Below are 20,914 nucleotides of genomic sequence, written 5' to 3' on the forward strand. Positions count from 1 at the left end.
AAACCGCTAAATTACAGAATGCGTAAATATATAAGCTTGTTTTTTTCTGCATTACTTTTTTTGTGTGCCTGTGGTGACAGTGATTCATCGGGAGTTATTGAAAAGGATAAAATGGTAAACCTGCTCGTTGATATCCATATTGTTGACGGCAGTATTTCAGAGCTGATACAAATGCCTGATACCCTGTATAAATATGGCACGGCTAAGTACCTTGATCTGTTTAAACGATACGATACCGATTCTGCCCAGTTCAATAAAAGCTTCAGATATTACAGCTCAAACCCTAAAGAGTTTGCTGTAATGTACGATACCATTGTTAACAGATTGAAAGTGCAAACGGATGTGCTTACCAAAAAGTTTGAAAAGCAAAGGGCTGCCGAACAAAAGAAAATGCTTGAAGAGCAAAAGAAATCAAATGCAAAAAAAGCCGGGCCAACATCCGTTCAATTGGATAGTATAAAGAAAGCCGATAGCACCAAAGCCGCGGCCTTAAAAGGTCGCCCCACCAGTATATTGCTGTTGAAAGAACGATTAAAAAAACTAAAGGCAGCCAAAGCCGCCAAAAAAATTAAAGACTCTACAAAGAAAAATGCTTTACCCCGATAACAGTGCAGATAAACTTGGGTTTACCGAGGTAAAGGAATTGATAAAAGCGCATTGCCTCAGTATTATGGGCCAGCAAATGGTTGATAAGATACAGGTAATGAACAATTACGATAACATCCGTAAATTCCTTAACCAGGCAAACGAGTTTAAAAATATATTGCAGAATGATGCCGCCTTGCCCATTCAGCATTTTTACGATATTAAATCGCTGGCCAACAAGGCCCGTATAGAAGGCGCTTTCCTTTCCGAAGAAGAATTTTACCAGGTACAAGCTTCGCTTACAACGGTATTTGCTGTAATTGCTTATTTCAATGAGCGCGAAGGGCAATACCCTAACCTCGAAGCCCTGTTTGAGCACTTGCCTATTGAAAAGGCGATACTGAAAAAGATAGACCAGGTAATTGATAACAAAGGTAAAATTCGCCCTAACGCGTCGCGCGATTTGTTAGATATTACTACAGGTATAGCCAAAGCTGAACAGGATGCCCGTAAAAAGATAGACCAGATATTTAAAAACGCCAGTGCCAATAACTGGACAGCCGATGGTTCACTAACCATTCGCGATGGCAGGTTGTGTATTCCTTTATTGGCCGAAAACAAACGTAAGTTAAAGGGTTTTGTGCACGACGAATCAGCATCGGGCCAAACCGTTTATCTGGAACCCGAAGAGGTGTTCACACTCAATAACCGCATCCGCGACTTGGAGTTTGAGCGCCGCCGCGAAATTGTGCGCATACTTACCGGTTTAACGGATGAGCTGCGCCCTTATGTGCCTTTGCTGCTGTCGTATCATGGCTTGCTTACCAAACTCGATTTTGTACGTGCAAAAGCGCTTTTTGCTATAGAAGTAGAAGGAGAGATGCCCGAGGTAGTGAACGATGCGCATATAAAACTGGTGAACGCGCGTCACCCTTTGCTGTATCTTAACTTTAAAAAAGAGCAAAAAACGGTAGTGCCGCTCAATGTACAAATTGACGACGGTACGCGGGTGGTAGTCGTATCCGGCCCGAACGCGGGTGGTAAATCCGTGTGTATGAAAACCGTTGGCCTGCTACAGATGATGGTACAGGCAGGTTTGCTTATCCCGGCATCTGAAACCAGTGTTGTTGGGGTATTTAAGCAGCTTTTTGTAGATATCGGAGATGATCAGTCTATTGAAAGCGATTTGAGTACTTACAGCGCGCATCTATCTAAAATGAAACATTTTGTAGAGAACGCTAACGGTAAAACGCTGATATTGATAGATGAGTTTGGTACAGGTACCGATCCACAATTTGGCGGCCCTATAGCAGAAGCCGTGCTGGAAGCCCTGAACCATAAAAAGGTACGCGGTATGATTACTACACACTACTCTAACCTTAAAATATTTGCCAGTAATACTGACGGTTTGGAAAACGCATCGATGTTGTTTAACAATGTGGAGATGAAACCGCTGTATATGCTGGAAGTGGGCAAGCCGGGTAGTTCGTACGCGTTTGAAATAGCGCAAAAGATCGGTCTGCCGCAAAACGTGCTTAACCTGGCTAAAAATAAGATCAGCGTAGGGCAAAAGAAGGTTGACACGTTATTGGTTGACCTGGAACGGGAGAAGAAAGAAATTTACGATACCCGCATCAAGCTTGAAAAACAACAGCGGCAGGTTACCAATCTGCTTGCCGAAAACGAGACTTTGAAAAGCTATCTCGAAGAAAATAAAAAAGCCCTGATGCGCGATGCCAAGCAACAGGCGCAAAGCATTATACTGAATGCCAATAAATTGGTGGAGAACACCATTGCCGAAATTAAAAGCAGTAATGCCGATAAGGAAACCACCCGTAACCTGCGTGAGAACCTCAATGTAGAACTAAAAAAGAATACGGTTAAAACTGAACCGGTTAAAGCCGCCGTGGTTGATGAAGAGTTGAAACCGGGCGACTGGGTAAAGCTGACCGATTCTGAAACTACGGGACAGGTTATTGAGCTGATAAAGGATAATGTGGTGATTGCCATTGGCGATCTGCGTACGGTGGCCAAGAAGAAAAGGGTGCAAAAGGTATCCCGATCATCGGTACCTAAGGATATCCGGAAGAGTTTGACATCGAATACCAACGACTACGCCAATTTTAGTCCGGAGATGGATGTGCGGGGCATGCGTACTGATGAAGCACTGCAATCAATAGAGAAAGTGCTCGATCGTGCCCTGATGATGAGTGTTAACAGCATCAAAATAATACACGGTAAGGGTGACGGTATTTTACGTAAAATGATCCGTGATTACCTGAAAAAGTATGACCAGGTTGGCCGTATGGAAGATGAGCATCCCGACAGGGGAGGAAACGGTATTACTTATGTGTATTTGAAATAGAATTTTTAAATAAGCTTATGATAAAGTTTCGGTTAAGTATTGTTTCGTTTGCTTTGGTGGTGTTTTTAAATGCCTGCCAGGCACAGCAGTTTAACCTGCTAAAGAGCAGCGATAAGCGGATACATTACACCGGCAGAGTAGCGCTAACAGATACAGCCGCGGTACTTTCATGGACAGGTAATTCGGCCACTATCAGTTTTAACGGCACAAGCGCTAAAGCTATTTTAAAGGATGAAACCGGAGAAAATAACTTCAATGTAATCATAGACAACAAAGTAACTGATGTAATACATCCCGACAAAGAACAGAAGGAGTACACACTTGCTTCAAACCTTAAGCCCGGCAAACATACGCTTCAGTTATTTAAGCGCACCGAATGGGCCATGGGCAAAACATGGTTTTACGGTTTTAAGCTCGATGGCGATAAGGTTTATACTACACCGCCTAAAAAACGTAAGATAGAGTTTTTCGGAAATTCAATTACCTGCGGTTATGCTGTTGAAGATTCAACCGGACAGGATAGGGGCACGGCACAATTTGAGAACGGTTATATCAGCTACGCAGCCATCACCGCGCGCCATTTTGATGCCGAATATTATTGCACCGCCAAAAGCGGGATAGGTATTACCATCAGCTGGTTCCCGCTGGTTATGCCCGAAATGTACGACAGATTAGATGCCACCAACCCTAACAGCAAATGGGATTTCAATAAGTACATACCCGATCTGGTAGTGATCAACCTACTCCAAAACGATTCATGGCTTACGCTGAATACCCAGCATCCCGAATACAAAAAAAGGTTCGGCGACAAAGCGCCAACACCTGAATTTATCATCAGTGCCTATCGCGATTTTGTAAAGTCGGTTAGAAGTAAATACCCCAAAGCACAGATCATCTGCGCATTGGGTAATATGGATGCCACCAAAACAGGCTCACCATGGCCGGGGTATATTGAAAAGGCTGTGGCAAGTTTAAATGATAAAGCGATATATATGCACTTCTTCCCCTACAAAAATACTTCCGGTCACCCTAACCCTAAAGAGCAGCAGGTAATGGCTGATGATTTGATCAGGTTTATTGATGAGAAGGTGAAGTGGTAGGGGATTTACACCTGACATTCTGAGGAACGAAGAATCTTCTTCGCTATGCTTGTCTGCGATATATGCTTCGTTCCTCAGCATGACAATGGAGAGGGAATGTGAGACACCGTCATTTTACCTCCAAAGTCAAAAAGGATTAAGTTTCTCAGAATAACAGGAACGTTCTTTTTACTTATTCACCATTATTCCCAACAGTCCCTTCCTGATAATCATCCTTATCATCAGCTTTAAAATTATTATTCTCCGGATGCTCATCAGATGGCTCGGTACGCGCGAAGTAGCCGTTGGAGTAACCCGCGTTTCTCGATGGATTATTTTTATCGTCGCCGGATGGCGTGTTGTTTATTTCGCCAAATTTATGACCTCCTGCACCTTCGCCCTCCATGCCCGGGGCATTGGAATCTTTCATTTCACCACCTAATATTCCTTTAAGATCTTTCTCTTCCATTGCATTTTCGTCTTCTACACGATAGGCGTTAGGCTTGGCTTCTGTATTGTCTTCGGCTGACTGATTTAGGTTATCGTTCAGCTCTTCATCTTTATATGCAGTCATGATTTCATTATAATTAGTGTATTAACTATAATGAAATTATCGTGCCAAGTATTTTTAAATTATTGACGCGCAATAAATACATCCACAAAAGCAGACATATTTAAAACCAAGAAAGAGGGGCTAATTACAATACCTTTTCGCGCAGTTCCTTAGCGATAGCCTCTGTTACACAAATAATATCTTCGGCAACGTGCGAGTTGTTGGTGATCACTTTATGGCTCTCACCTTTATATGGTAACAGGTATTCTTTATATGCCGGTACTACGTGGTTTACCCATTTGTAATGTACGTCATCGTTAGAGTAACCACGTTCGGTAAGGTCGCGCTTTAAACGGCGTTGCAGGGCAATATCTTCGTCCGCGTCAATAAATACCTTCATGTCCAACATGTCGGCAATTTTACGGAAGTGAAGGATAAACAAACCCTCCACTATAAGTATAGGGGCAGGTTTTATTTCCAGCGTTTTGGGTATCGCGTTGGGGTTATTAAAGGTGTATTCCTGTTTGTAAATAGGCTGATAGCTTACCAACTTTTCAATGTCCTCCTCGAAATGAGTATGGTCAATGGTATCGGGCAGGTCAAAGTTATATAACTTGTTTTCTTCGGCCGTCATGGTATGCGCTACCGGGAAATAGTAATCATCCTGCGATACCAAACACACTTCTTCATGTGTGAAGTGTTGTAAAAAGCATTTTAAAAAAAAGGTCTTGCCAGATCCGCTGCCACCGGCAATACCAATAATATAGGGTTTATTCATTCGGGCTACCGTAGCTGATGTTTACATGAAAACGTTTGTCAATGGCGCCTAATGATTCGGCCACATTTTTAGTCATCACAATAATTACGTCTTTTGTACTCTCGTTATCAGTAAAGCGGCCAACTACCTTAGCAAAGGTAGTGCGATTGGTCATCGGGTTAACAATTTTGATAACCGTACCAATAGGCGCTGTACGGTGCAAAACTAACTTTTTATTTGCATCTAAACCAGCTTCCTCCATCCAGGTGGCTACACCTTTTTCATTTTTTTCGTACAAACCAAAGCGGTTGCCGTTAATGCCGCGCGAAGCACTGTCAACAATATTAGGTGTGGTTGAGTCGCGCTGGGCAACAATACGGTCGTTATTGGTTGTATTAGCAGGCGCTTGCGTTGTGGTTGCCGGAGGAGTAACAGGCACAGTTGTAGCCGGTGTATTGGCCCGCACTTTAATTATCTGGCCCGGAGTAAGACTTGTAGATGTTAATTTGTTAATGGTAGTAATATCTTCAACATTGGTATTAAAACGCCTTGCTATAGCATACAAAGTTTCCCCTGCCGATACCTTGTAATCCTGAAACACGGGCACGTTAGCATCGGTATTGGTAGCAGGTTGCTGTTGTACAGGCTGCTGAACAACTGCCGGTTTTTCTGTTACAACAGGTGTAGGAGTTGTTTTGGTAGGAGTATTAACCGGTGCGCTTGTTGTAGTAGGGGCGGTAGTAACGGTTTGCTCTTCAAAAGGAAGATCGGTTGGTACTTTAATAATAGAGCCTATACGTAAAGGGGCATTGTTGTTAAATTTTATAATAACGCCGGGTTTGATATTATAACGGCGGCCAATAGAGTAATAATTATCTTTCGGATCGAGTTTATGCAATACTACTTTTTTTCCGTTTTGGTTTTCAACGCCAACAGAATCTAACAGGGGGGTAGCAAGAACAGGTACTGAAAGGGCAAAGAACGATATAAACAATAATGTTAGTTTAAATTTCATAATAAATTATTATACAGTAACTTATAATTCCAAAACTTGTAACTCAGTTTTGTTTTTAAGGCAGATCAACCAATTTTTATGTAATACAAACGCCTCGGGTTGTAGTTTTTGTATACCGGCGTTTAATAAATCTTGATAAACGATACCCGTATCATCCACAATAAACAACCATTGCGACAAAACATCTCCCGAAAGAGTGTGCAAAGATATAATTCTGAAATTATTATATTCAAGATAATGTATGTTACCATAAGGTTTAACAGGTAACAAATCTGTATTAATAAATTCAGCAGGTAATAGCTGCGGGGCTAATATATCAGTTTCAACACTTAAATCAATCACCGTATTAAACGCCCTCACCTGGCTACCTGTATGTATATCAGCCAATAGCAGTTTTTTCGGCAATATTGGGGTGTTATAAACTACAGGACCATTAGTGCTTAAATGGTTGAAAGCTAAAACATAATTGCTCCACAGCGTTTCGCCGGTTTCGGCATTTACGGCAATCAACGCTTTATGCGCCGGGCCGCTTTCCGATTGATAATTATGCAGCAGCAGCACACCATCATGCACGGTTTCAATACCGGTAAGCCATCTTTCGTCGGTAGTTAAATCTTTAAAATTAACCTTACCACTTTGCAGGTTTATTGATGTAAAGCTTACCTGTTTTTCGCTGTCGTTCCTTATTTCAAGTACAATAGTTTCGGTAATTCCGTCTATTTCAAGCCGCCATATTACACCGTTTAGTTTTTCGCTTATTTGTGGCTTTAGCATTACAATAGTTTAGTAAATGTTGACAAATATGGGCATTGTAAATTAAAAACAGTTGTTAGCTTTGAAAACATTGACACGGCAACGGTGTTAAAGAATCACAAGAAAATTTAAACTTTATGGACGCAAAAGAAATAAGCCTTGAAGAAGGCAAAGTAAGACCTGTAGTTGATCATTTGAACGATCTGCTTGCTAACTATCACATCCACTATCAAAAATTAAGAGGCTGCCACTGGAACGTTAAAGGCAATAACTTTTTCACCCTACACCTTAAATTTGAGGAATTATATACTGATGCCTTAACCACTATTGATGAACTGGCCGAGAGGGTTTTAACCCTTGGCAAACCACCATACAGCACTTTTGCCGACTATATAAAAACATCGAAATTAAAAGAAGTGAATAACATAGGTATGAAAGATACTGACATGGTACGCGCTATCATCGCTGATATGGCTACCCTGATTGAGCTGGAGCGTGAGTTGCTTGACGTAACTGCCGATGCGGGTGACGACGGTACCAATGATATGGTGAACAGGTTTATGCAATTCAAAGAAAAAACTACCTGGATGCTGCGTTCTTTCGTAAACGAAGATTAATAATCGATTGATAAAAAAGAAACCCTGCTTAGTCATTTAAGCAGGGTTTCTTTTTTTACGCCGGTTTGTTGAGTTCGTTATACCGGTAAAGTGCAACGTCACTAAACGAATAAGTATCGCTTGCCCAATGATCAATATGGTAAAACTTTTTGCTGATGTACGAATTAATCACTTTAGTTGGTTTATTCCAACCGCAATTATAAGCTGCCGCGATGAATCGCAGCTTTTCATCTGCGGATGCGGTATTTAAAATTGAATGTTTAAGTTCAATACATTTTAGCATAGCTACCAGGTATTTTATTTGCCACTCGGTATTGTTCAGCCTATCCACCCGGGCCATGCGGCTTTCGTAATCGGCCTTTACAGATAACTTGTCGAACCCCAGTTCTTTTACCCAAGGCAGGTCTTTATGTTTTAGCAGATATTGTTCTATTGATAAGGCGAATGTGGGTTTCATTTGCAACAAACCGATTGAAAAATCGGAATACACGGATCCGAAACGGCTGTACAAACTAATCAATGAACCGGTTTCAATGGCATTGTATAGTTTGTTGTAGCGCATTACCTCGGGGAATATTACGGCTTCCATCAAAACAGCGTCTTCTTTATATTGGCCGGCATACTTTTGCAATATGGGGCGCAGCTTTTCGGTATTACGCTCGGCTTTAATATAGGTGTATCCGAATAGTTCACGGTAATCTAAAGCAAAGCTTTGGCTACTGACGAACAGTAGCCAAAGCATGCAAATAGTACTACAGCTCTTTTTTGCAGATGTATACATTTTTCTTTTCTAAGCTTACCCAATAAAGCATTTGTTTGCCACCCTCTACCGCTATGGCCGGTTGCAGGGCATTGTTCTTGATCCGGGTACCGTCGGAAAAATAGAGGTCACCCTGATCAAACCATGCACCTGATGTAGCCTTGGCATTCAGGAATAACACGCCCGATCCGGTATGATCGTCGGGAGTGAAGGTGATCATCGGTTTGCCATTTACATAAACCGCATTTTTTGATGATGATGCTTCCTGCACGTAATTGGCATTGTTATCCAAATAAGTACTGCTTGATTCGGCATACTTGAATGGACCAACCGTGTTACCGTTCGATAGTACGATATATACATCATCGTTCATTACAAAATTATAGGCATCGGCCTCTGTTTTGGCATTGTATTGCGTTGCCGGAATTACTACACCGCCCAATTCACCATTAGGTGATACCAATATGTTTGAGCCCGCGCTGTTTATTTTACGCGATGTTTTTTCGGTAACAAAATAGTAGGCCATTTTATTTTGCTCCATTTTAACCAGTATGGCGTAAAACTTTTTGGCCTTTTTATTATGATACATAGAGCCTACGGTTAATACCTTGCCATAGCTTTTGCCATCTACCTCAAACACACCGGCAGATACATACGACGTAGCGTTGGTTTGTTCGTAATCCTGGTTAGCGATGGGGTTATCGTAGCTGCGCTTATAATCGTCTAACAAATGAACAGGGGCTTTATCAAAAGGGCCGCTTTTGGTGTTGTTATCGTACAGGTAAAACTTGCCATTATTACGGGTAACTACTTTTGCGTGCGAGCCATCAGCTTTAATGCTCAGGCTGATCTCGCCGTAAACGATGTATTCTGACTTTTCGAGGGTGAATAACGACTGACCGTATTTTGACGCTGCCGCTGATACCGGGGCAGCACCTCCGCCATCACCGTTTACGGCACCGCCTTCGCTGTTGTCGTTAGTTGAAGCATTGCTATCACTATTGTTTGATGATGAACCGCCGGTTACGGCTTTGCCTACAGCCGCTTCGGCTTTTTTTCGCAGTTTATTTAAAAATTGTGCTTCTGATGATTGTGCGCATACCAATAACGCGGCAGCACATAGTAAAGTAATGGGTTTCATTGTGATGATTCTTTTTTAAAGTTTGGTTTGGTGATTGACTGGATTATATTTTGGTGAACTCAACCCTGCGGTTTTGAGCTTTCCCGGTTTCTGTTTTATTGCTGGCTACAGGTACGGTGGCGCCTTTACCTGCTATTTTTAAACGCGCCTCGTCTATACCATAGGTGCTGACAAAGGTGTTCTTCACGCTTTCGGCACGGCTCAGGCTTAGCTTTTGGTTAGCAGCCGCGTTGCCGTCACTATCGGTATGGCCGGTAATGGTGATGTTTATGGTAGGATTATCTTTTAATACCTGTGCTATCTCTTGCAGCGTGCCGCTTGATTCTGGCTTAATGGTTGCCGCGTTTACATCGAATAAGATACCGGTAGTAGAAAAATGCCCCTCGTTGATCAGTTTATTACGAAGATCGGCCGCCCCCTGGGCTACCTTTATGTTGCCCACGTAAATGCCTAATTGTGAGTTAGTATAGTTACTGCTGCCTACTACAAAAAATAGTTGGTTAAGTATATCGCCGGCCGGGATAGCCTTTGGTACATCGATGATCTTGTCGCCGTTTACCCAAAGTCTTAGGCGTTCTTTTTGCCCCTGCACAGCCACATGGCTTACTTTGCCGTAAAAGCTTGAAAAATTCTCTAATGATTTTACCGGGCTGCGAAAATAGGAGGTTCGCCCCTTATCGCTCGTAAAACGTAATTGCGAAGTGCTGCTGTTGGTACTCGGGCTGATCTCAACCTCAAAAGATTTAGCGCCTTTTTGATCGCTCAACAACGAGTTATCGCCCACCGGCACTTTCCCCGTTGATATCATACCAAAACGAAACTCGGGGAAACCATATCCGTTCGATTTAAGATCGAGCACAAGGTCAAACTCCAGCGTAAAGTTATCGGTTGATGCCAGCTCTTTACCTGGCAGGTAAGTCGCCTGCTGATCCATACGCATCCAGTTGCCCTCAAAGCTGTTGAGCCTGGTAATGGCCCCGTTTCCGTTAGAGTTCCATCCGGCAGGTAATTCCCCGGCGGCATCCGTAGCAAAGTTGTCGCTGTAAATAACGGTTTGGCCCGGTACAAAATCGTATTTAGTGTACGATGTGAGGGCAGGAGCAGCTGGTGTTGTTGCTTCGGTATTGGCTTGCGGCGCTGCCTGTTGTGTTGGTTGCGGAGTTGTATTTTGAGCAGGTTGTTTGGTGGCAACTTTTGGTGTGTTTACCGGCTTGCCGTCAATAGCGTCGTTTACAGCCGCCTCGGCTTTTTTCTTCAGTTTATTAAAAAACTGGGCGTTTGATGCCTGCGAAATAGTAAGCATCAGCGCTGTGCAAAGTATCAGGTTGTATTTCATATTAATTGTTTAAGGCTTCGCAGCTTTGTGATTAATATGATGACGGATAAATTTTTCCGAACGTTACACCACCCGATAAAAAAATGTAAGTGACTATTAAATAGCCTGTTCCGAAGCGGTCGTTTCTTCGGTTACCACATTGGCTTCAGAAACGGCGTTGCGGTTACGGTGCATATTGCCCCAGTCGGACATGGCTGTCAGCATCGGTTTCATGCTGCGACCAAGATCGGTCAGCTCGTATTCAACCCTCGGCGGAACTTCCGGGTAAACAATGCGGCGGATCACTTCGGCCTGCTCTAATTCGCGCAATTGGGCAACCAGCATCCGCTCGGAAATATTGGGGATAATGTTTTTTAGATGGCTATAACGCATGGTACCGTGCGACAAATTGCACAATATCGCAGGTTTCCAGCGACCGCCTAAAACAGACAACGCGTACGACATGCCGCAGCTATCGATCATTTGCTTTTCGTTAAAAAAGTTGGTTGAAGCTTCTTTTCTCATTTCTTACTTTTTTGTTAGTACCTAACAATTTGAAGTGTACTTACAAATATAAGTACTACCACCTACTTTTGATCAAAATTTAAGAAAACAACCATGGAGCGTTTAAAAAATAAAGTAGCATTAATAACCGGCGGTGCACGTGGCATAGGCGCTGCAATTACTAAAAGACTGGCAGCCGAAGGCGCTAAAGTGGTGCTTACTTATTCAAAATCTGCCGAAAAAGCGGAGGCCATAGCGGCCGAAATTATCGCCAATGGCGGACAAGCATTGGCTATAGCCGCAGATAGTATAGATGCGCAGGCGGTAACCAACGCGGTTAACAAAACTGTAGCCGAATTTGGCGGTTTAGATATTTTAGTGAACAACGCTGGCATCTACATAGGTAAAGCTTTTGAAGAACATACGCTGGAAGATTACGATCAGATAATGGGTGTTAATGTTCGGGCCCTGTTCGTGGCAGCATCGGCAGCTGTAAAACACATCCCGGCAGGTGGGCGAATCATTAATATTGGCAGCAATATGGCCGAAAATGCCCTTGGCCCGCAAACCACCCTGTATACCATGAGCAAAGCGGCACTTAGTGGTTTTACCCGCGGACTGGCGAGGGACCTGGGTAAAAATAACATTACCGTTAACTTGGTACAACCCGGCCCGATAGACACTGATATGAACCCGGCACAAGGTGAACTGGCCGACTTTTTACGGAGCCGCATGGCACTTCCGGAATATGGTAAAGGCGAAGATGTAGCGGGCCTCGTAGCATTTTTAGCAAGCGAAGAGGGTAAATATATTACCGGTACGGCACTTACTATTGATGGCGGTTTGAACGCTTAACCCAAAAACTTACAGCATTATTACGGCAGGGACGGTGTTCTCTGCCGTTTTTGTTTATGGGTATTTATTACATTTGCTATCCAAGCTTACAGCAGCGGTTATCGTACCAATGGATATAGAACTACAGTTACAGCAAATATTACCCGCGGCCCGCATAAAAACCAGGCTGATCGATTTGTTATCGTACGCGGCAGATGCCGGTTTTTACAGCCTTACCCCCAAAGCCGTGGTTCAGCCTGTAACCGAAAGTGAAATTGTAGCGCTGTTTCAATTTTCTGCAAAGCATAATATTCCCATTGTTTTCAGGGCCGGGGGAACGAGTCTTTCAGGACAATCCATTACAGATGGTATTTTGGTTGATTTGAGCCAATATTGGGATGCTTTAAAAATTGAAGATAATGGCGCGCTTGTGCGTGTACAGCCCGGTATAACGGGGGGCATGGTAAATAATTATCTAAAAAAATATAAAAGAAAGATAGGCCCCGACCCAGCGAGTATCAACTCGGCAATGATGGGTGGTATATTATCAAACAATTCCAGCGGGATGTGCTGCGGGGTTAAACTCAACTCGTACCATACTGTAAAACACATCCGCTTTATACTGCCCGATGGCAAAACCTTCACTACAGAAAATCCATCCGATTATACCCGCTTTGAAACTGAATGTAATGGCTTATACCAGCTTTTAGCGCAAATGCGCGAGAGCTTGTTAGCTAATGCCGAACTAAAAGATAAGATTCGTAATAAGTACCGGATAAAGAATACGGTTGGCTATTCGGTAAACGCGCTGATAGATTTTGAGCACCCGATGGATATTTTGGCGCACCTGCTTGTAGGAGCCGAAGGCACGCTTGCCTTTATCGCCGAAACGGTAATGAATACTGTGCCCGATTACAGCTTTAAATCGGCTTCACTGTTATTCTTCCCTGATATTTATACCGCCTGCCAGGCATTGGTGCCGCTAAATGAAGCAGGGGCAAGAGCTGTAGAATTGATGGACAGGGCATCGTTACGTGCCATTGAAAATATGCCCAACCTGCCTGCTGCCGTGCGCGAAGCTGGCGAACATGCAGCTGCATTATTAGTTGAATTCCAGGAAGATAATTACGCTGATTTAGAGTTAAACGTAAATCAATTTTTACAGGCTGTACCGCAATTGGCCTTATTATATGCCCCTGTATTTACCACCGATGCTAAAGAGCAGGAGTACTTTTGGAAGGTGCGTAAAGGCCTGTTTCCATCAGTTGGCGCGGTGCGGGTGAGTGGTTCCACGGTGATACTGGAGGATGTGGCATTCCCGGTTGAAAAGCTGGGCGACGCGATTCTTGATCTGCATGCTTTATTTAAGCAATACGAATACAATAATGCCATCATCTTCGGCCATGCCCGCGATGGTAACATCCACTTTTTGATAACGCCGGAGTTTAATTCGCCCGAAGAAGTTGTTAGATATGACCGCTTTATGCAGGATGTGGTGGAGCTGGTAGTAAAAAAATACGATGGCGCCTTAAAGGCCGAACATGGCACCGGCCGTAACATGGCTCCCTTTGTTGAAACCGAATGGGGTGGCGACATATATAACCTGATGAAGCAGCTGAAGCAGGCGATCGACCCAAACAACCTGCTCAACCCGGGAGTAATTATTAATGAAGATAAAAACGTCCACATCAAGAATATAAAGCCCCTGCCAACGGTAGAGCATGAAGTAGATAAATGTATTGAATGCGGTTATTGCGAACATAAATGCCCCAGCCGAAACCTAACCACTACGCCACGTCGCCGAATTGTGATTCGACGTGAGTTAAAAAAGATGGAATTGAAGGGGGATAAGCTCAATCACAAGATCCTGCTCGATCAGTTTCAGTATGATGGTATGGATACCTGCGCAGTTGATGGTCTTTGCGCAACCGCTTGTCCGGTTGATATTAATACGGGTGAACTGATCAAAAGATTAAGGCGTGAAAACCATTCGCCGTTTGCTAATAAAGCAGCATTATTGGTAGCCAAAAACTTTGGCGCAATGGTTTGGGGAGCGAGGTTCGCTTTAAAATCGGGCTCTGTAATTAATAAGATATTTGGCAAAAAGGCAATGCAAGGTATCACGGGGGCAGTAAAGAAACTGATCCCGGCTATGCCTTTGTGGACAGATCAAATCATGCCACCGCCTGACTTATCGGCCCTGAAAACTATCAATAAATCATCTACAGGCGAAAAGATACTATACTATCCCAGCTGCATCTCACGTATGTTGGGCAGCAGTGCCGATGGTAAAAAAAACCTGATGGAAACCTTTATCAGCGTATCTGCAAAAGCGGGTATTACAGTTGAGGTACCAGGTAATGTTTTCGGAAGCTGCTGCAGCCAGATCTTCTCATCAAAAGGATACAATGATGCCAATAAGTACATGGCCAATGTGTTTATTGAACAAATGTGGCAAGCGAGCAATAACGGCGAGCTAACTATAGTGATCGATGTGAGTTCATGTGCTTATGCGATTAAAAGCATGCGTGCCCATCTTACCGAAGATAACAAAGTACGTTACGATAAGCTCAATATTTTAGACTGTGTTGATTACCTGCACGATGTAGTAATGCCAAAGCAGCAGGTAGTGAATAAAAGGCAATCGGTAGTGGTGCACCCGGTATGTTCCTTACATAAAATGCATACGCACGATAAATTTGTACAACTGGCTAATCATTACGCTGAAAAGGTAACTGTGCCGCTGCACGCGGGCTGTTGCGGCATGGCCGGCGACAGGGGCTTTTTAATTCCTGAACTAACAGCATCAGCCACTATGCCCGAAGCATTAGAAGTTAGCTGTAATAAATACGATGGCTATTATTCATCTACCAAAACCTGCGAAATGGCGATGTCGCACGCGGTAAATGAAAATTATGAGTCTATTTTATACTTGCTGGACGAATCAATTTAATACCAATTAAACCATCCGGATCTTACACAGTCAATAAGTAAAATACAAACAATGAAAAAATTACTTTTAATTATAGCATTTGTAGGTGGTTTAGGCACCCTTGCCAATGCACAAACTAAAGTGGAAAAAACTCCTGGTCAAAAAGCGCAACACTTAACCGCTAAGCTGCAAAAAGAGTTGAAGTTAAACGTCACACAAGCCAAGCAGGTGAATGCCATTTTACTTACCCAGGTCACTAAGGTTGATAGCGTAAAAGCCAATAAAACACAAGGCGATAAAAAGCAACATAAGGCAGCCCGCAAAGAAATTTTAGCCAATACAGATCAGCAAATCAGCGCCATACTTACCGCCGACCAAAAGAAAGCTTACATAGCGCTAAAAGCTGCCCAAAAAGAAAAGCACAAAGGCCATAAAGAAGCGGCCGAAAAAGAATAATTTAACCATGATTTAAAGGATTTTGTGGATTACCTTGATATATCTTAAAATCTAATGATTTGGTGAATTTGCTATTCAGGCTTAATCCCTAAAATCAAATCAAGGTAATCCACAAAATCCTTTAAATCATGGTTAAATCAACGTCGTATAGTTATACCCCAGCACATCATCCACATAAATACTCCCTACAACTTTCCACTCCAGCAGTTCATCAATAAATTCCGGGATTTCCAATCCGGATGCTTCGGCGGCGCGGGTATAATAATCAGCTTTTTCGGGGTGTGATGGTGAGCATGCGTTGAAGGTATAGCCAAATGCCTGTTCGTCTATAATTGCGTGGCTGATACCTATGCAATCGTCCAGATGAATAAGGTTTACAGGCGCTTTGCCATTCGGTATATTTTTTTTTCCGGCAAAGAAACGCCCCGGATCACGCCCCGGACCGATCAATCCGGCGAAGCGGATAATAGTACTCGTAAATTCAGCCTGGGCCCTTACCAAGTCTTCGGCCCGTAATAACACCTTGCCCGATTCTGTAACAGGGTTAGGCGCGGTAATTTCATCCACCTCCTGGTTATGATCGCCATAAACGCCGGAAGAACTAATAAGCACTACCTGCTGTACTTTATGCAGCACGGCCAATTCTATAATACGTTCTATTTTATGCACATAACTATCACCTTCACCAGAGCGTGTTTTAGGCGGAATTGCTATCCATAATATATCGCATTTAAAAAAATCGGCATCATCGGTAGCTTCATCAGCATTAACCTTGATCACGTAGGGGAGAATGCCTTTTGCCTTAAGTTCTTTTTGCTTTTGAGGAGAAGTTGTAGAACCTTTAACTGTTATGCCTTTTGCCACTAATGATTCGGCAAAACTTAAACCATACCATCCGCACCCCAAAATACTTACTGTTAACTTATCCGGCATCATATATTATAATAAGCCGCTAAAGTAATAACAATAGTATTTGCAGGGGTAATTGTAATGTATAAATAGTGTTTAAGCGGCCAATTGGCGTTCTATGCTTTGCAGCAGATCGGCTATATCAAATGGTTTTAATACAAAATCGTTGGGTGCGCCGGGCTCATGTAATATGTCGGGATTAAGTCCGTAACCGGAGATAAGAATGATAGGAATATCCTGTATCCGATTCACTGATTTAATCGCTTTACACAACATGCGGCCATCCATGCCTGACAGGCGAACGTCCATCAATATCAGGTCGGGTTCAAACTCGCCGATGGTTTCAAACACCTTTTCACCACGCCATACGGTTTTTACATCGTAGCCATAATAATCGAGCATCGCACTTACCGCTTCCAATATCAGGCGGTCATCATCCACTAACAATATTTTCTTGCTCATAACCATTTGTGTATAAACTATTAATAGCAAATAGTATTCCATATTTTTCGCTACGATTAATATATTTTATAAATAATTTATCAGCGGTGGTTTTTCAAACATATAAGGAGTAAAACAAATATTGCTAAAAGATATTAAATACTAATAATATTAGTATTTTTGATTGATATGAATGCGGAACGGATAACGGAAAAACTAAACATTTTGGCAGATGCGGCTAAATATGATGTATCATGTGCATCGAGCGGCAGTAAACGCAAAAATGAGAACAAGGGGCTGGGTAATGCCAGTAACGGTATTTGTCATTCATATACTGAAGATGGGCGATGCGTGTCGTTACTGAAAATATTGCTCACTAACCACTGCATATTTGATTGCGCCTACTGTGTATCGCGCAAGAGTAACGATATTAAACGTGCAGCATTTACAGTACAGGAAGTGGTAGACCTGACCATTAATTTCTACCGCCGTAATTATATTGAAGGATTATTTCTGAGTTCGGGCATTTTTAAAAATGCTGATTATACGATGGAACGGCTGGTGCAAATAGCCAAGAAGCTCCGTACCGAACATAATTTTAACGGCTATATCCATCTAAAATCAATCCCCGGCGCAAGCGACGAACTGATGCATGAAGCCGGTTTATATGCCGACAGGTTAAGTGTAAATCTGGAAATGCCTACCGAAGAAGGTTTAAAACTATTGGCACCGGATAAAAACCGGCAGGATATGATACAGCCTATGGATTTCCTGAAACGGGGCATTATTCAAAATACCGAAGAAAAGAAGCTGTTTAAAAAAGCGCCCATGTTTGCACCCGCCGGGCAAAGCACCCAGGTAATTATAGGCGCTACGCCCGAAAATGATCAACAGATTTTAGGTGCGGCAAATTACTTCTATAAAAATTTCAACCTGCGCAGGGTTTATTATTCGGGCTATGTGCCGGTATTGGCCGATAACCGTTTGCCCGCGTTAAATACTGCCGTGCCTATGGTGCGCGAAAACCGGCTTTACCAGGCCGATTGGCTGATGCGCTTTTACGGTTTTAAGGTGAACGAAATTGTAAGCAACACGCAACAGCATCTCGACTTAGACATCGACCCAAAACTGGGCTGGGCTATCCGTAATATGCAGGTATTTCCGGTTGATATTAATAAGGCCGATTTGCTGATGATATTACGCGTGCCGGGGATAGGGGTACAGTCAGCGCAAAAAATTGTGAGCGCCCGCAAGTTTGGTAAGCTTAACTGGGAGCAGATCAAAAAGATGGGCGTAACCATTAATCGTGCCCGCTATTTTATTACCTGCAACAGCAACAGTTTCGAGCGACGTGATCTTACCGGTAATAATATAAAGCAGTTCATTTTGGCCGAGTCGCATAGTAAATACCTTAAAAATAAACCCGATCAACTTAGCCTCTTTTAATTATGACAACCACGCTTTTATACGACGGCACTTTTGAAGGCCTGCTGACTGCCATTTTTGAAATATACGAGCGTAAGCTGATCTATGTAAAACTACAACAAGGCGAGTGGCATAATACCGCTTTGTTTAACGAGGTGCTGCCGGTAATAACGGATAGTACCCGGGCCAACAGGGTATTAAAAGCGCTGCATCAAAAACTATCATCGGATGGGTTGCAGCGTCTGTACATAGCGCACACCGCCGATATAAAAAATGAGGATGATATATTGGTGGGTTATATACGCCATGTTTTCGATACATCGCAAAACATTGAAGAGGATTATGGCAATAAGTATATGATGCGAGTTTCGGAGATAGTACGTATGATGCGCCGCGAAAAGCATAGAATGGAGGCATTCGTACGTTTTCAGAAATTGCAGGATGGCACTTTTTACGCCGCTATTGAGCCCGATTTTAATGTACTGCCATTATTACGCCGCCATTTTAAAAGCCGCTATGCCGATCAGAAATGGATGATATATGATACCAAACGTAACTATGCTCTGTATTACGATCTACATGATGCCGAATTTGTCTCCATCGATTTTACAGATAATACAAAGGCCGGTAATACAATAGCTGCCTATACCGAAGATGAAGAAGTTTATCAGCACTTATGGAAGAATTATTTTAAGAGTGTAAACATCGCATCACGCAAAAATACTAAGCTACATGTGCGCCATATACCCAAAAGGTATTGGAAGCATTTAACAGAAAAAATATAAATATTACATAATCAGGAATTTATACGACGGTATAAATTGGCCATTTGAACTGAAATTGTTTAAAAGTGCATTGTTAATAAAGCGTCTTGTTTGCGTTTAGATAAGTTTAAAGCATTAATAATCAGCAATAAATACATGTGGATGAATTTGTGTATAACCTGTTAATAAAAAACACAAAATAACACTTGACAAATGTTACCAGCCTCACTATCTTAGTATTATCAAGAACGACGTACTTTGACAGCCTTACAGAATAACAGAAATTGAATCGGGCGAGCCTTCGGGGGAGCTAAAGATCAAAGGAGTTATCTGAGTTACAATGAAAATGACAATAACGAAAGTATTTGAAAAAAGAAATGTAGCTAACGGGGTGTTGCAGAAAGCGTGGAGCTCTACGGGGCGAAAACGTTAAGAAGCGATGATGAGGAAGTAGCCGGGTGCTCGTGAGAGTAAGAGGCGAGGTCAGCATCGGTCATGGATACACAAAACTTGATGCTTTATGGAAGGCCACGGCCCGAGATAGAGTTTAAAACGGAAGTCAAATCGAACAGAGGAGGCTTCCGTTTTGCTTTTTATAGCATTTTTGAAGTAGAAATTTAGAACTGATAAAAAGTTCGAGTTTATATAATAAGAAACCCCGAATACATAAATATGTATTCGGGGTTTCTTATTGTTTGTATTTCGATATTAAGCTTTCTTAAACTTATCTGCCAGTAATTTCAGCATATCTTCATTAACCGGCTTAGCAGGCTCTTCTTTCTTTTTGTAAGGCTGCTGTGGCTGCTTATCATAAGGCTTTTTAAAATCTTTTTGTGCGCCCTCAGCTGGTTGCTGTGGTTTTGGAGCCGCAGGTTTAGCCGCTTGCCTCTCAGCATTTTTCTTTGCGCTCCAGCGTTTATGTATCTCTTCGAGTTTGCGTTTGGTATAAAGCGGGAAATCACCTTGCATCATCCAGGCAAAATAGCTTGGCTCAGTATTAAATACCTCTTCAACGCGTTTGCCTTTGTGCTTACCAAAATTGATCAGCTCTTCACCGGCTTCGTTATAAACCAAACGGCCTGCAAAATCAACAGGTTTGCTCAGGTTGGTAAACTTATGCAGGGCTTCTACATCACCAACAACCGGGATGCTTTTCACACCTTTTTTATCCTCAAACTCGGCATTTTCATAACGCTCAATCTGCGCAAGCAAAACCTCCATTGTAGCGCGGGTATCGGCTTCGGCACTGTGCGCGTTGATGATATCTTTATTACAATAAAACTGGTAAGCGGCTTTCAATGTACGCTGCTCCATCTGGTGAAATATATTCTGTACGTCAACAAAATGGCGACTGTCCAAATCAAAATCTACACCGGCGCGTAAAAACTCTTCCATCAGCATGGGTATATCAAACTTGTTCGAGTTATAACCGGCCAGGTCGCTGTCGTGTATGAAATCGGCTACGTCTTGTGCTATGGCTTTAAAAACAGGTTCGTTAACAATGTGCTCGTCGTAAATACCATGTACCAACGATGTTTCCAGTGGGATGGGCATTTCCGGGTTGGCACGCCAGGTCTTCACCTGTTCGCTACCATCAGGAAATAGCTTAATAACAGAAAGTTCCAATATGCGGTCGGCCCCAATATTGGTACCGGTTGATTCAATATCAAAAAATGCGAGCGGACGTTTTAAAATGAGTTTCATAAGTA

The 20,914-nt window shown here is 42.7% G+C and carries 20 protein-coding genes; 9 read left to right on the forward strand and 11 right to left on the reverse strand.

The features are described from left to right. The first annotated feature begins 18 nt into the window (after positions 1–18). From ABD894_RS00465 to ABD894_RS00475, 3 genes are read left to right on the forward strand one after another with little or no spacing between them, the layout of a single operon-like run. Positions 19–606 carry a DUF4296 domain-containing protein gene (locus ABD894_RS00465; protein WP_345209003.1) on the forward strand — a complete coding sequence of 196 codons (588 nt, stop codon included), beginning with the start codon at positions 19–21 and terminating at the stop codon, positions 604–606. After that, positions 590–2,950, forward strand: a complete 2,361-nt coding sequence (locus ABD894_RS00470) for an endonuclease MutS2 (protein ID WP_345209004.1) — start codon at positions 590–592, stop codon at positions 2,948–2,950. The genes ABD894_RS00465 and ABD894_RS00470 overlap by 17 nt, the downstream gene beginning before the upstream one ends. Positions 2,951–2,967: 17 nt before the next feature. Further along, on the forward strand, positions 2,968–4,050 hold the full coding sequence (locus ABD894_RS00475; protein ID WP_345209005.1) for an SGNH/GDSL hydrolase family protein: 1,083 nt from the start codon (positions 2,968–2,970) through the stop codon (positions 4,048–4,050). 172 nt (positions 4,051–4,222) lie between these two features. Here the strand turns inward: ABD894_RS00475 and ABD894_RS00480 are convergent, their stop codons facing one another. The 4 genes from ABD894_RS00480 to ABD894_RS00495 all read right to left on the reverse strand — a co-directional run bounded on the left by ABD894_RS00480 (position 4,223) and on the right by ABD894_RS00495 (position 7,128). Then, complete coding sequence (locus ABD894_RS00480) at positions 4,223–4,603, reverse strand: hypothetical protein (protein ID WP_345209006.1); 381 nt, start codon at positions 4,601–4,603, stop codon at positions 4,223–4,225. Between the two features lie 124 nt (positions 4,604–4,727). Beyond that, a complete protein-coding gene (locus tag ABD894_RS00485; protein ID WP_345209007.1) occupies positions 4,728–5,360 on the reverse strand; it encodes a uridine kinase family protein in 633 nt (210 codons plus the stop codon). Then, entirely contained in the window at positions 5,353–6,354 is a 1,002-nt protein-coding gene (locus ABD894_RS00490; RefSeq protein WP_345209008.1) for a LysM peptidoglycan-binding domain-containing protein, read from the reverse strand. Before ABD894_RS00490 ends, ABD894_RS00485 begins: the two co-directional genes overlap by 8 nt. 21 nt (positions 6,355–6,375) lie before the next feature. Beyond that, a complete protein-coding gene (locus ABD894_RS00495) occupies positions 6,376–7,128 on the reverse strand; it encodes a DUF4905 domain-containing protein (RefSeq protein ID WP_345209009.1) in 753 nt (250 codons plus the stop codon). A 116-nt stretch (positions 7,129–7,244) separates the two neighbouring features. On the opposite strand from ABD894_RS00495, the gene ABD894_RS00500 reads away from it, so the two are divergent. Beyond that, positions 7,245–7,724, forward strand: a complete 480-nt coding sequence (locus tag ABD894_RS00500; RefSeq protein WP_345209010.1) for a Dps family protein — start codon at positions 7,245–7,247, stop codon at positions 7,722–7,724. A gap of 55 nt (positions 7,725–7,779) precedes the next feature. Here ABD894_RS00500 and ABD894_RS00505 read toward each other — a convergent pair whose 3' ends face one another. The 4 genes from ABD894_RS00505 to ABD894_RS00520 form a co-directional block, all read right to left on the reverse strand. Next, complete coding sequence (locus ABD894_RS00505) at positions 7,780–8,505, reverse strand: hypothetical protein (RefSeq protein WP_345209011.1); 726 nt, start codon at positions 8,503–8,505, stop codon at positions 7,780–7,782. Then, complete coding sequence (locus tag ABD894_RS00510) at positions 8,477–9,625, reverse strand: hypothetical protein (RefSeq protein WP_345209012.1); 1,149 nt, start codon at positions 9,623–9,625, stop codon at positions 8,477–8,479. The genes ABD894_RS00505 and ABD894_RS00510 overlap by 29 nt, the downstream gene beginning before the upstream one ends. 43 nt (positions 9,626–9,668) lie before the next feature. Then, the gene (locus ABD894_RS00515; protein WP_345209013.1) at positions 9,669–10,961 is read right to left on the reverse strand and encodes an OmpA family protein; all 1,293 of its coding nucleotides are present in this window, start codon (positions 10,959–10,961) and stop codon (positions 9,669–9,671) included. 96 nt (positions 10,962–11,057) lie between these two features. Continuing rightward, a complete protein-coding gene (locus tag ABD894_RS00520; RefSeq protein ID WP_345209014.1) occupies positions 11,058–11,465 on the reverse strand; it encodes a winged helix-turn-helix transcriptional regulator in 408 nt (135 codons plus the stop codon). Positions 11,466–11,558: 93 nt separating this feature from the next. On the opposite strand from ABD894_RS00520, the gene ABD894_RS00525 reads away from it, so the two are divergent. From ABD894_RS00525 to ABD894_RS00535, 3 genes are all read left to right on the forward strand, one after another. Continuing rightward, positions 11,559–12,299: an SDR family NAD(P)-dependent oxidoreductase gene (locus tag ABD894_RS00525; protein WP_345209015.1), complete on the forward strand. Its 741-nt coding sequence runs from the start codon at positions 11,559–11,561 to the stop codon at positions 12,297–12,299. A 109-nt stretch (positions 12,300–12,408) separates the two neighbouring features. Continuing rightward, entirely contained in the window at positions 12,409–15,231 is a 2,823-nt protein-coding gene (locus ABD894_RS00530) for an FAD-binding and (Fe-S)-binding domain-containing protein (protein ID WP_345209016.1), read from the forward strand. A gap of 51 nt (positions 15,232–15,282) precedes the next feature. Beyond that, on the forward strand, positions 15,283–15,666 hold the full coding sequence (locus ABD894_RS00535; RefSeq protein WP_345209017.1) for a hypothetical protein: 384 nt from the start codon (positions 15,283–15,285) through the stop codon (positions 15,664–15,666). 132 nt (positions 15,667–15,798) lie between these two features. Here the strand turns inward: ABD894_RS00535 and ABD894_RS00540 are convergent, their stop codons facing one another. Together ABD894_RS00540 and ABD894_RS00545 are read right to left on the reverse strand one after the other, a co-directional pair. Next, positions 15,799–16,602, reverse strand: a complete 804-nt coding sequence (locus ABD894_RS00540) for an SDR family oxidoreductase (protein WP_345209018.1) — start codon at positions 16,600–16,602, stop codon at positions 15,799–15,801. Between the two features lie 69 nt (positions 16,603–16,671). Continuing rightward, positions 16,672–17,037: a response regulator gene (locus ABD894_RS00545; RefSeq protein WP_345209019.1), complete on the reverse strand. Its 366-nt coding sequence runs from the start codon at positions 17,035–17,037 to the stop codon at positions 16,672–16,674. Between the two features lie 168 nt (positions 17,038–17,205). Between ABD894_RS00545 and ABD894_RS00550 the strand changes: the two genes are divergently transcribed. Next, positions 17,206–18,462: a putative DNA modification/repair radical SAM protein gene (locus ABD894_RS00550; protein WP_345209020.1), complete on the forward strand. Its 1,257-nt coding sequence runs from the start codon at positions 17,206–17,208 to the stop codon at positions 18,460–18,462. Between the two features lie 2 nt (positions 18,463–18,464). Continuing rightward, positions 18,465–19,226, forward strand: a complete 762-nt coding sequence (locus tag ABD894_RS00555; RefSeq protein WP_345209021.1) for a TIGR03915 family putative DNA repair protein — start codon at positions 18,465–18,467, stop codon at positions 19,224–19,226. Positions 19,227–19,913: 687 nt separating this feature from the next. Here ABD894_RS00555 and ABD894_RS00560 read toward each other — a convergent pair. Beyond that, positions 19,914–20,909 (reverse strand): exonuclease domain-containing protein, encoded by a 996-nt coding sequence (locus ABD894_RS00560; protein ID WP_345209022.1) that lies wholly within the window; start codon positions 20,907–20,909, stop codon positions 19,914–19,916. Positions 20,910–20,914: the final 5 nt, after the last annotated feature.

It is taken from the genome of Mucilaginibacter gynuensis, from assembly GCF_039541195.1.
GTDB classification, from domain to species: domain Bacteria; phylum Bacteroidota; class Bacteroidia; order Sphingobacteriales; family Sphingobacteriaceae; genus Mucilaginibacter; species Mucilaginibacter gynuensis.

Coding starts and splice junctions, on each gene's coding strand:
- ABD894_RS00465 (WP_345209003.1), top strand. CDS start 19: ATGCGTAAATATATAAGCTTGTTTTTTTCTGCATTACTTTTTTTGTGT.
- ABD894_RS00470 (WP_345209004.1), top strand. CDS start 590: ATGCTTTACCCCGATAACAGTGCAGATAAACTTGGGTTTACCGAGGTA.
- ABD894_RS00475 (WP_345209005.1), top strand. CDS start 2,968: ATGATAAAGTTTCGGTTAAGTATTGTTTCGTTTGCTTTGGTGGTGTTT.
- ABD894_RS00480 (WP_345209006.1), bottom strand. CDS start 4,603: ATGACTGCATATAAAGATGAAGAGCTGAACGATAACCTAAATCAGTCA.
- ABD894_RS00485 (WP_345209007.1), bottom strand. CDS start 5,360: ATGAATAAACCCTATATTATTGGTATTGCCGGTGGCAGCGGATCTGGC.
- ABD894_RS00490 (WP_345209008.1), bottom strand. CDS start 6,354: ATGAAATTTAAACTAACATTATTGTTTATATCGTTCTTTGCCCTTTCA.
- ABD894_RS00495 (WP_345209009.1), bottom strand. CDS start 7,128: ATGCTAAAGCCACAAATAAGCGAAAAACTAAACGGTGTAATATGGCGG.
- ABD894_RS00500 (WP_345209010.1), top strand. CDS start 7,245: ATGGACGCAAAAGAAATAAGCCTTGAAGAAGGCAAAGTAAGACCTGTA.
- ABD894_RS00505 (WP_345209011.1), bottom strand. CDS start 8,505: ATGTATACATCTGCAAAAAAGAGCTGTAGTACTATTTGCATGCTTTGG.
- ABD894_RS00510 (WP_345209012.1), bottom strand. CDS start 9,625: ATGAAACCCATTACTTTACTATGTGCTGCCGCGTTATTGGTATGCGCA.
- ABD894_RS00515 (WP_345209013.1), bottom strand. CDS start 10,961: ATGAAATACAACCTGATACTTTGCACAGCGCTGATGCTTACTATTTCG.
- ABD894_RS00520 (WP_345209014.1), bottom strand. CDS start 11,465: ATGAGAAAAGAAGCTTCAACCAACTTTTTTAACGAAAAGCAAATGATC.
- ABD894_RS00525 (WP_345209015.1), top strand. CDS start 11,559: ATGGAGCGTTTAAAAAATAAAGTAGCATTAATAACCGGCGGTGCACGT.
- ABD894_RS00530 (WP_345209016.1), top strand. CDS start 12,409: ATGGATATAGAACTACAGTTACAGCAAATATTACCCGCGGCCCGCATA.
- ABD894_RS00535 (WP_345209017.1), top strand. CDS start 15,283: ATGAAAAAATTACTTTTAATTATAGCATTTGTAGGTGGTTTAGGCACC.
- ABD894_RS00540 (WP_345209018.1), bottom strand. CDS start 16,602: ATGATGCCGGATAAGTTAACAGTAAGTATTTTGGGGTGCGGATGGTAT.
- ABD894_RS00545 (WP_345209019.1), bottom strand. CDS start 17,037: ATGAGCAAGAAAATATTGTTAGTGGATGATGACCGCCTGATATTGGAA.
- ABD894_RS00550 (WP_345209020.1), top strand. CDS start 17,206: ATGAATGCGGAACGGATAACGGAAAAACTAAACATTTTGGCAGATGCG.
- ABD894_RS00555 (WP_345209021.1), top strand. CDS start 18,465: ATGACAACCACGCTTTTATACGACGGCACTTTTGAAGGCCTGCTGACT.
- ABD894_RS00560 (WP_345209022.1), bottom strand. CDS start 20,909: ATGAAACTCATTTTAAAACGTCCGCTCGCATTTTTTGATATTGAATCA.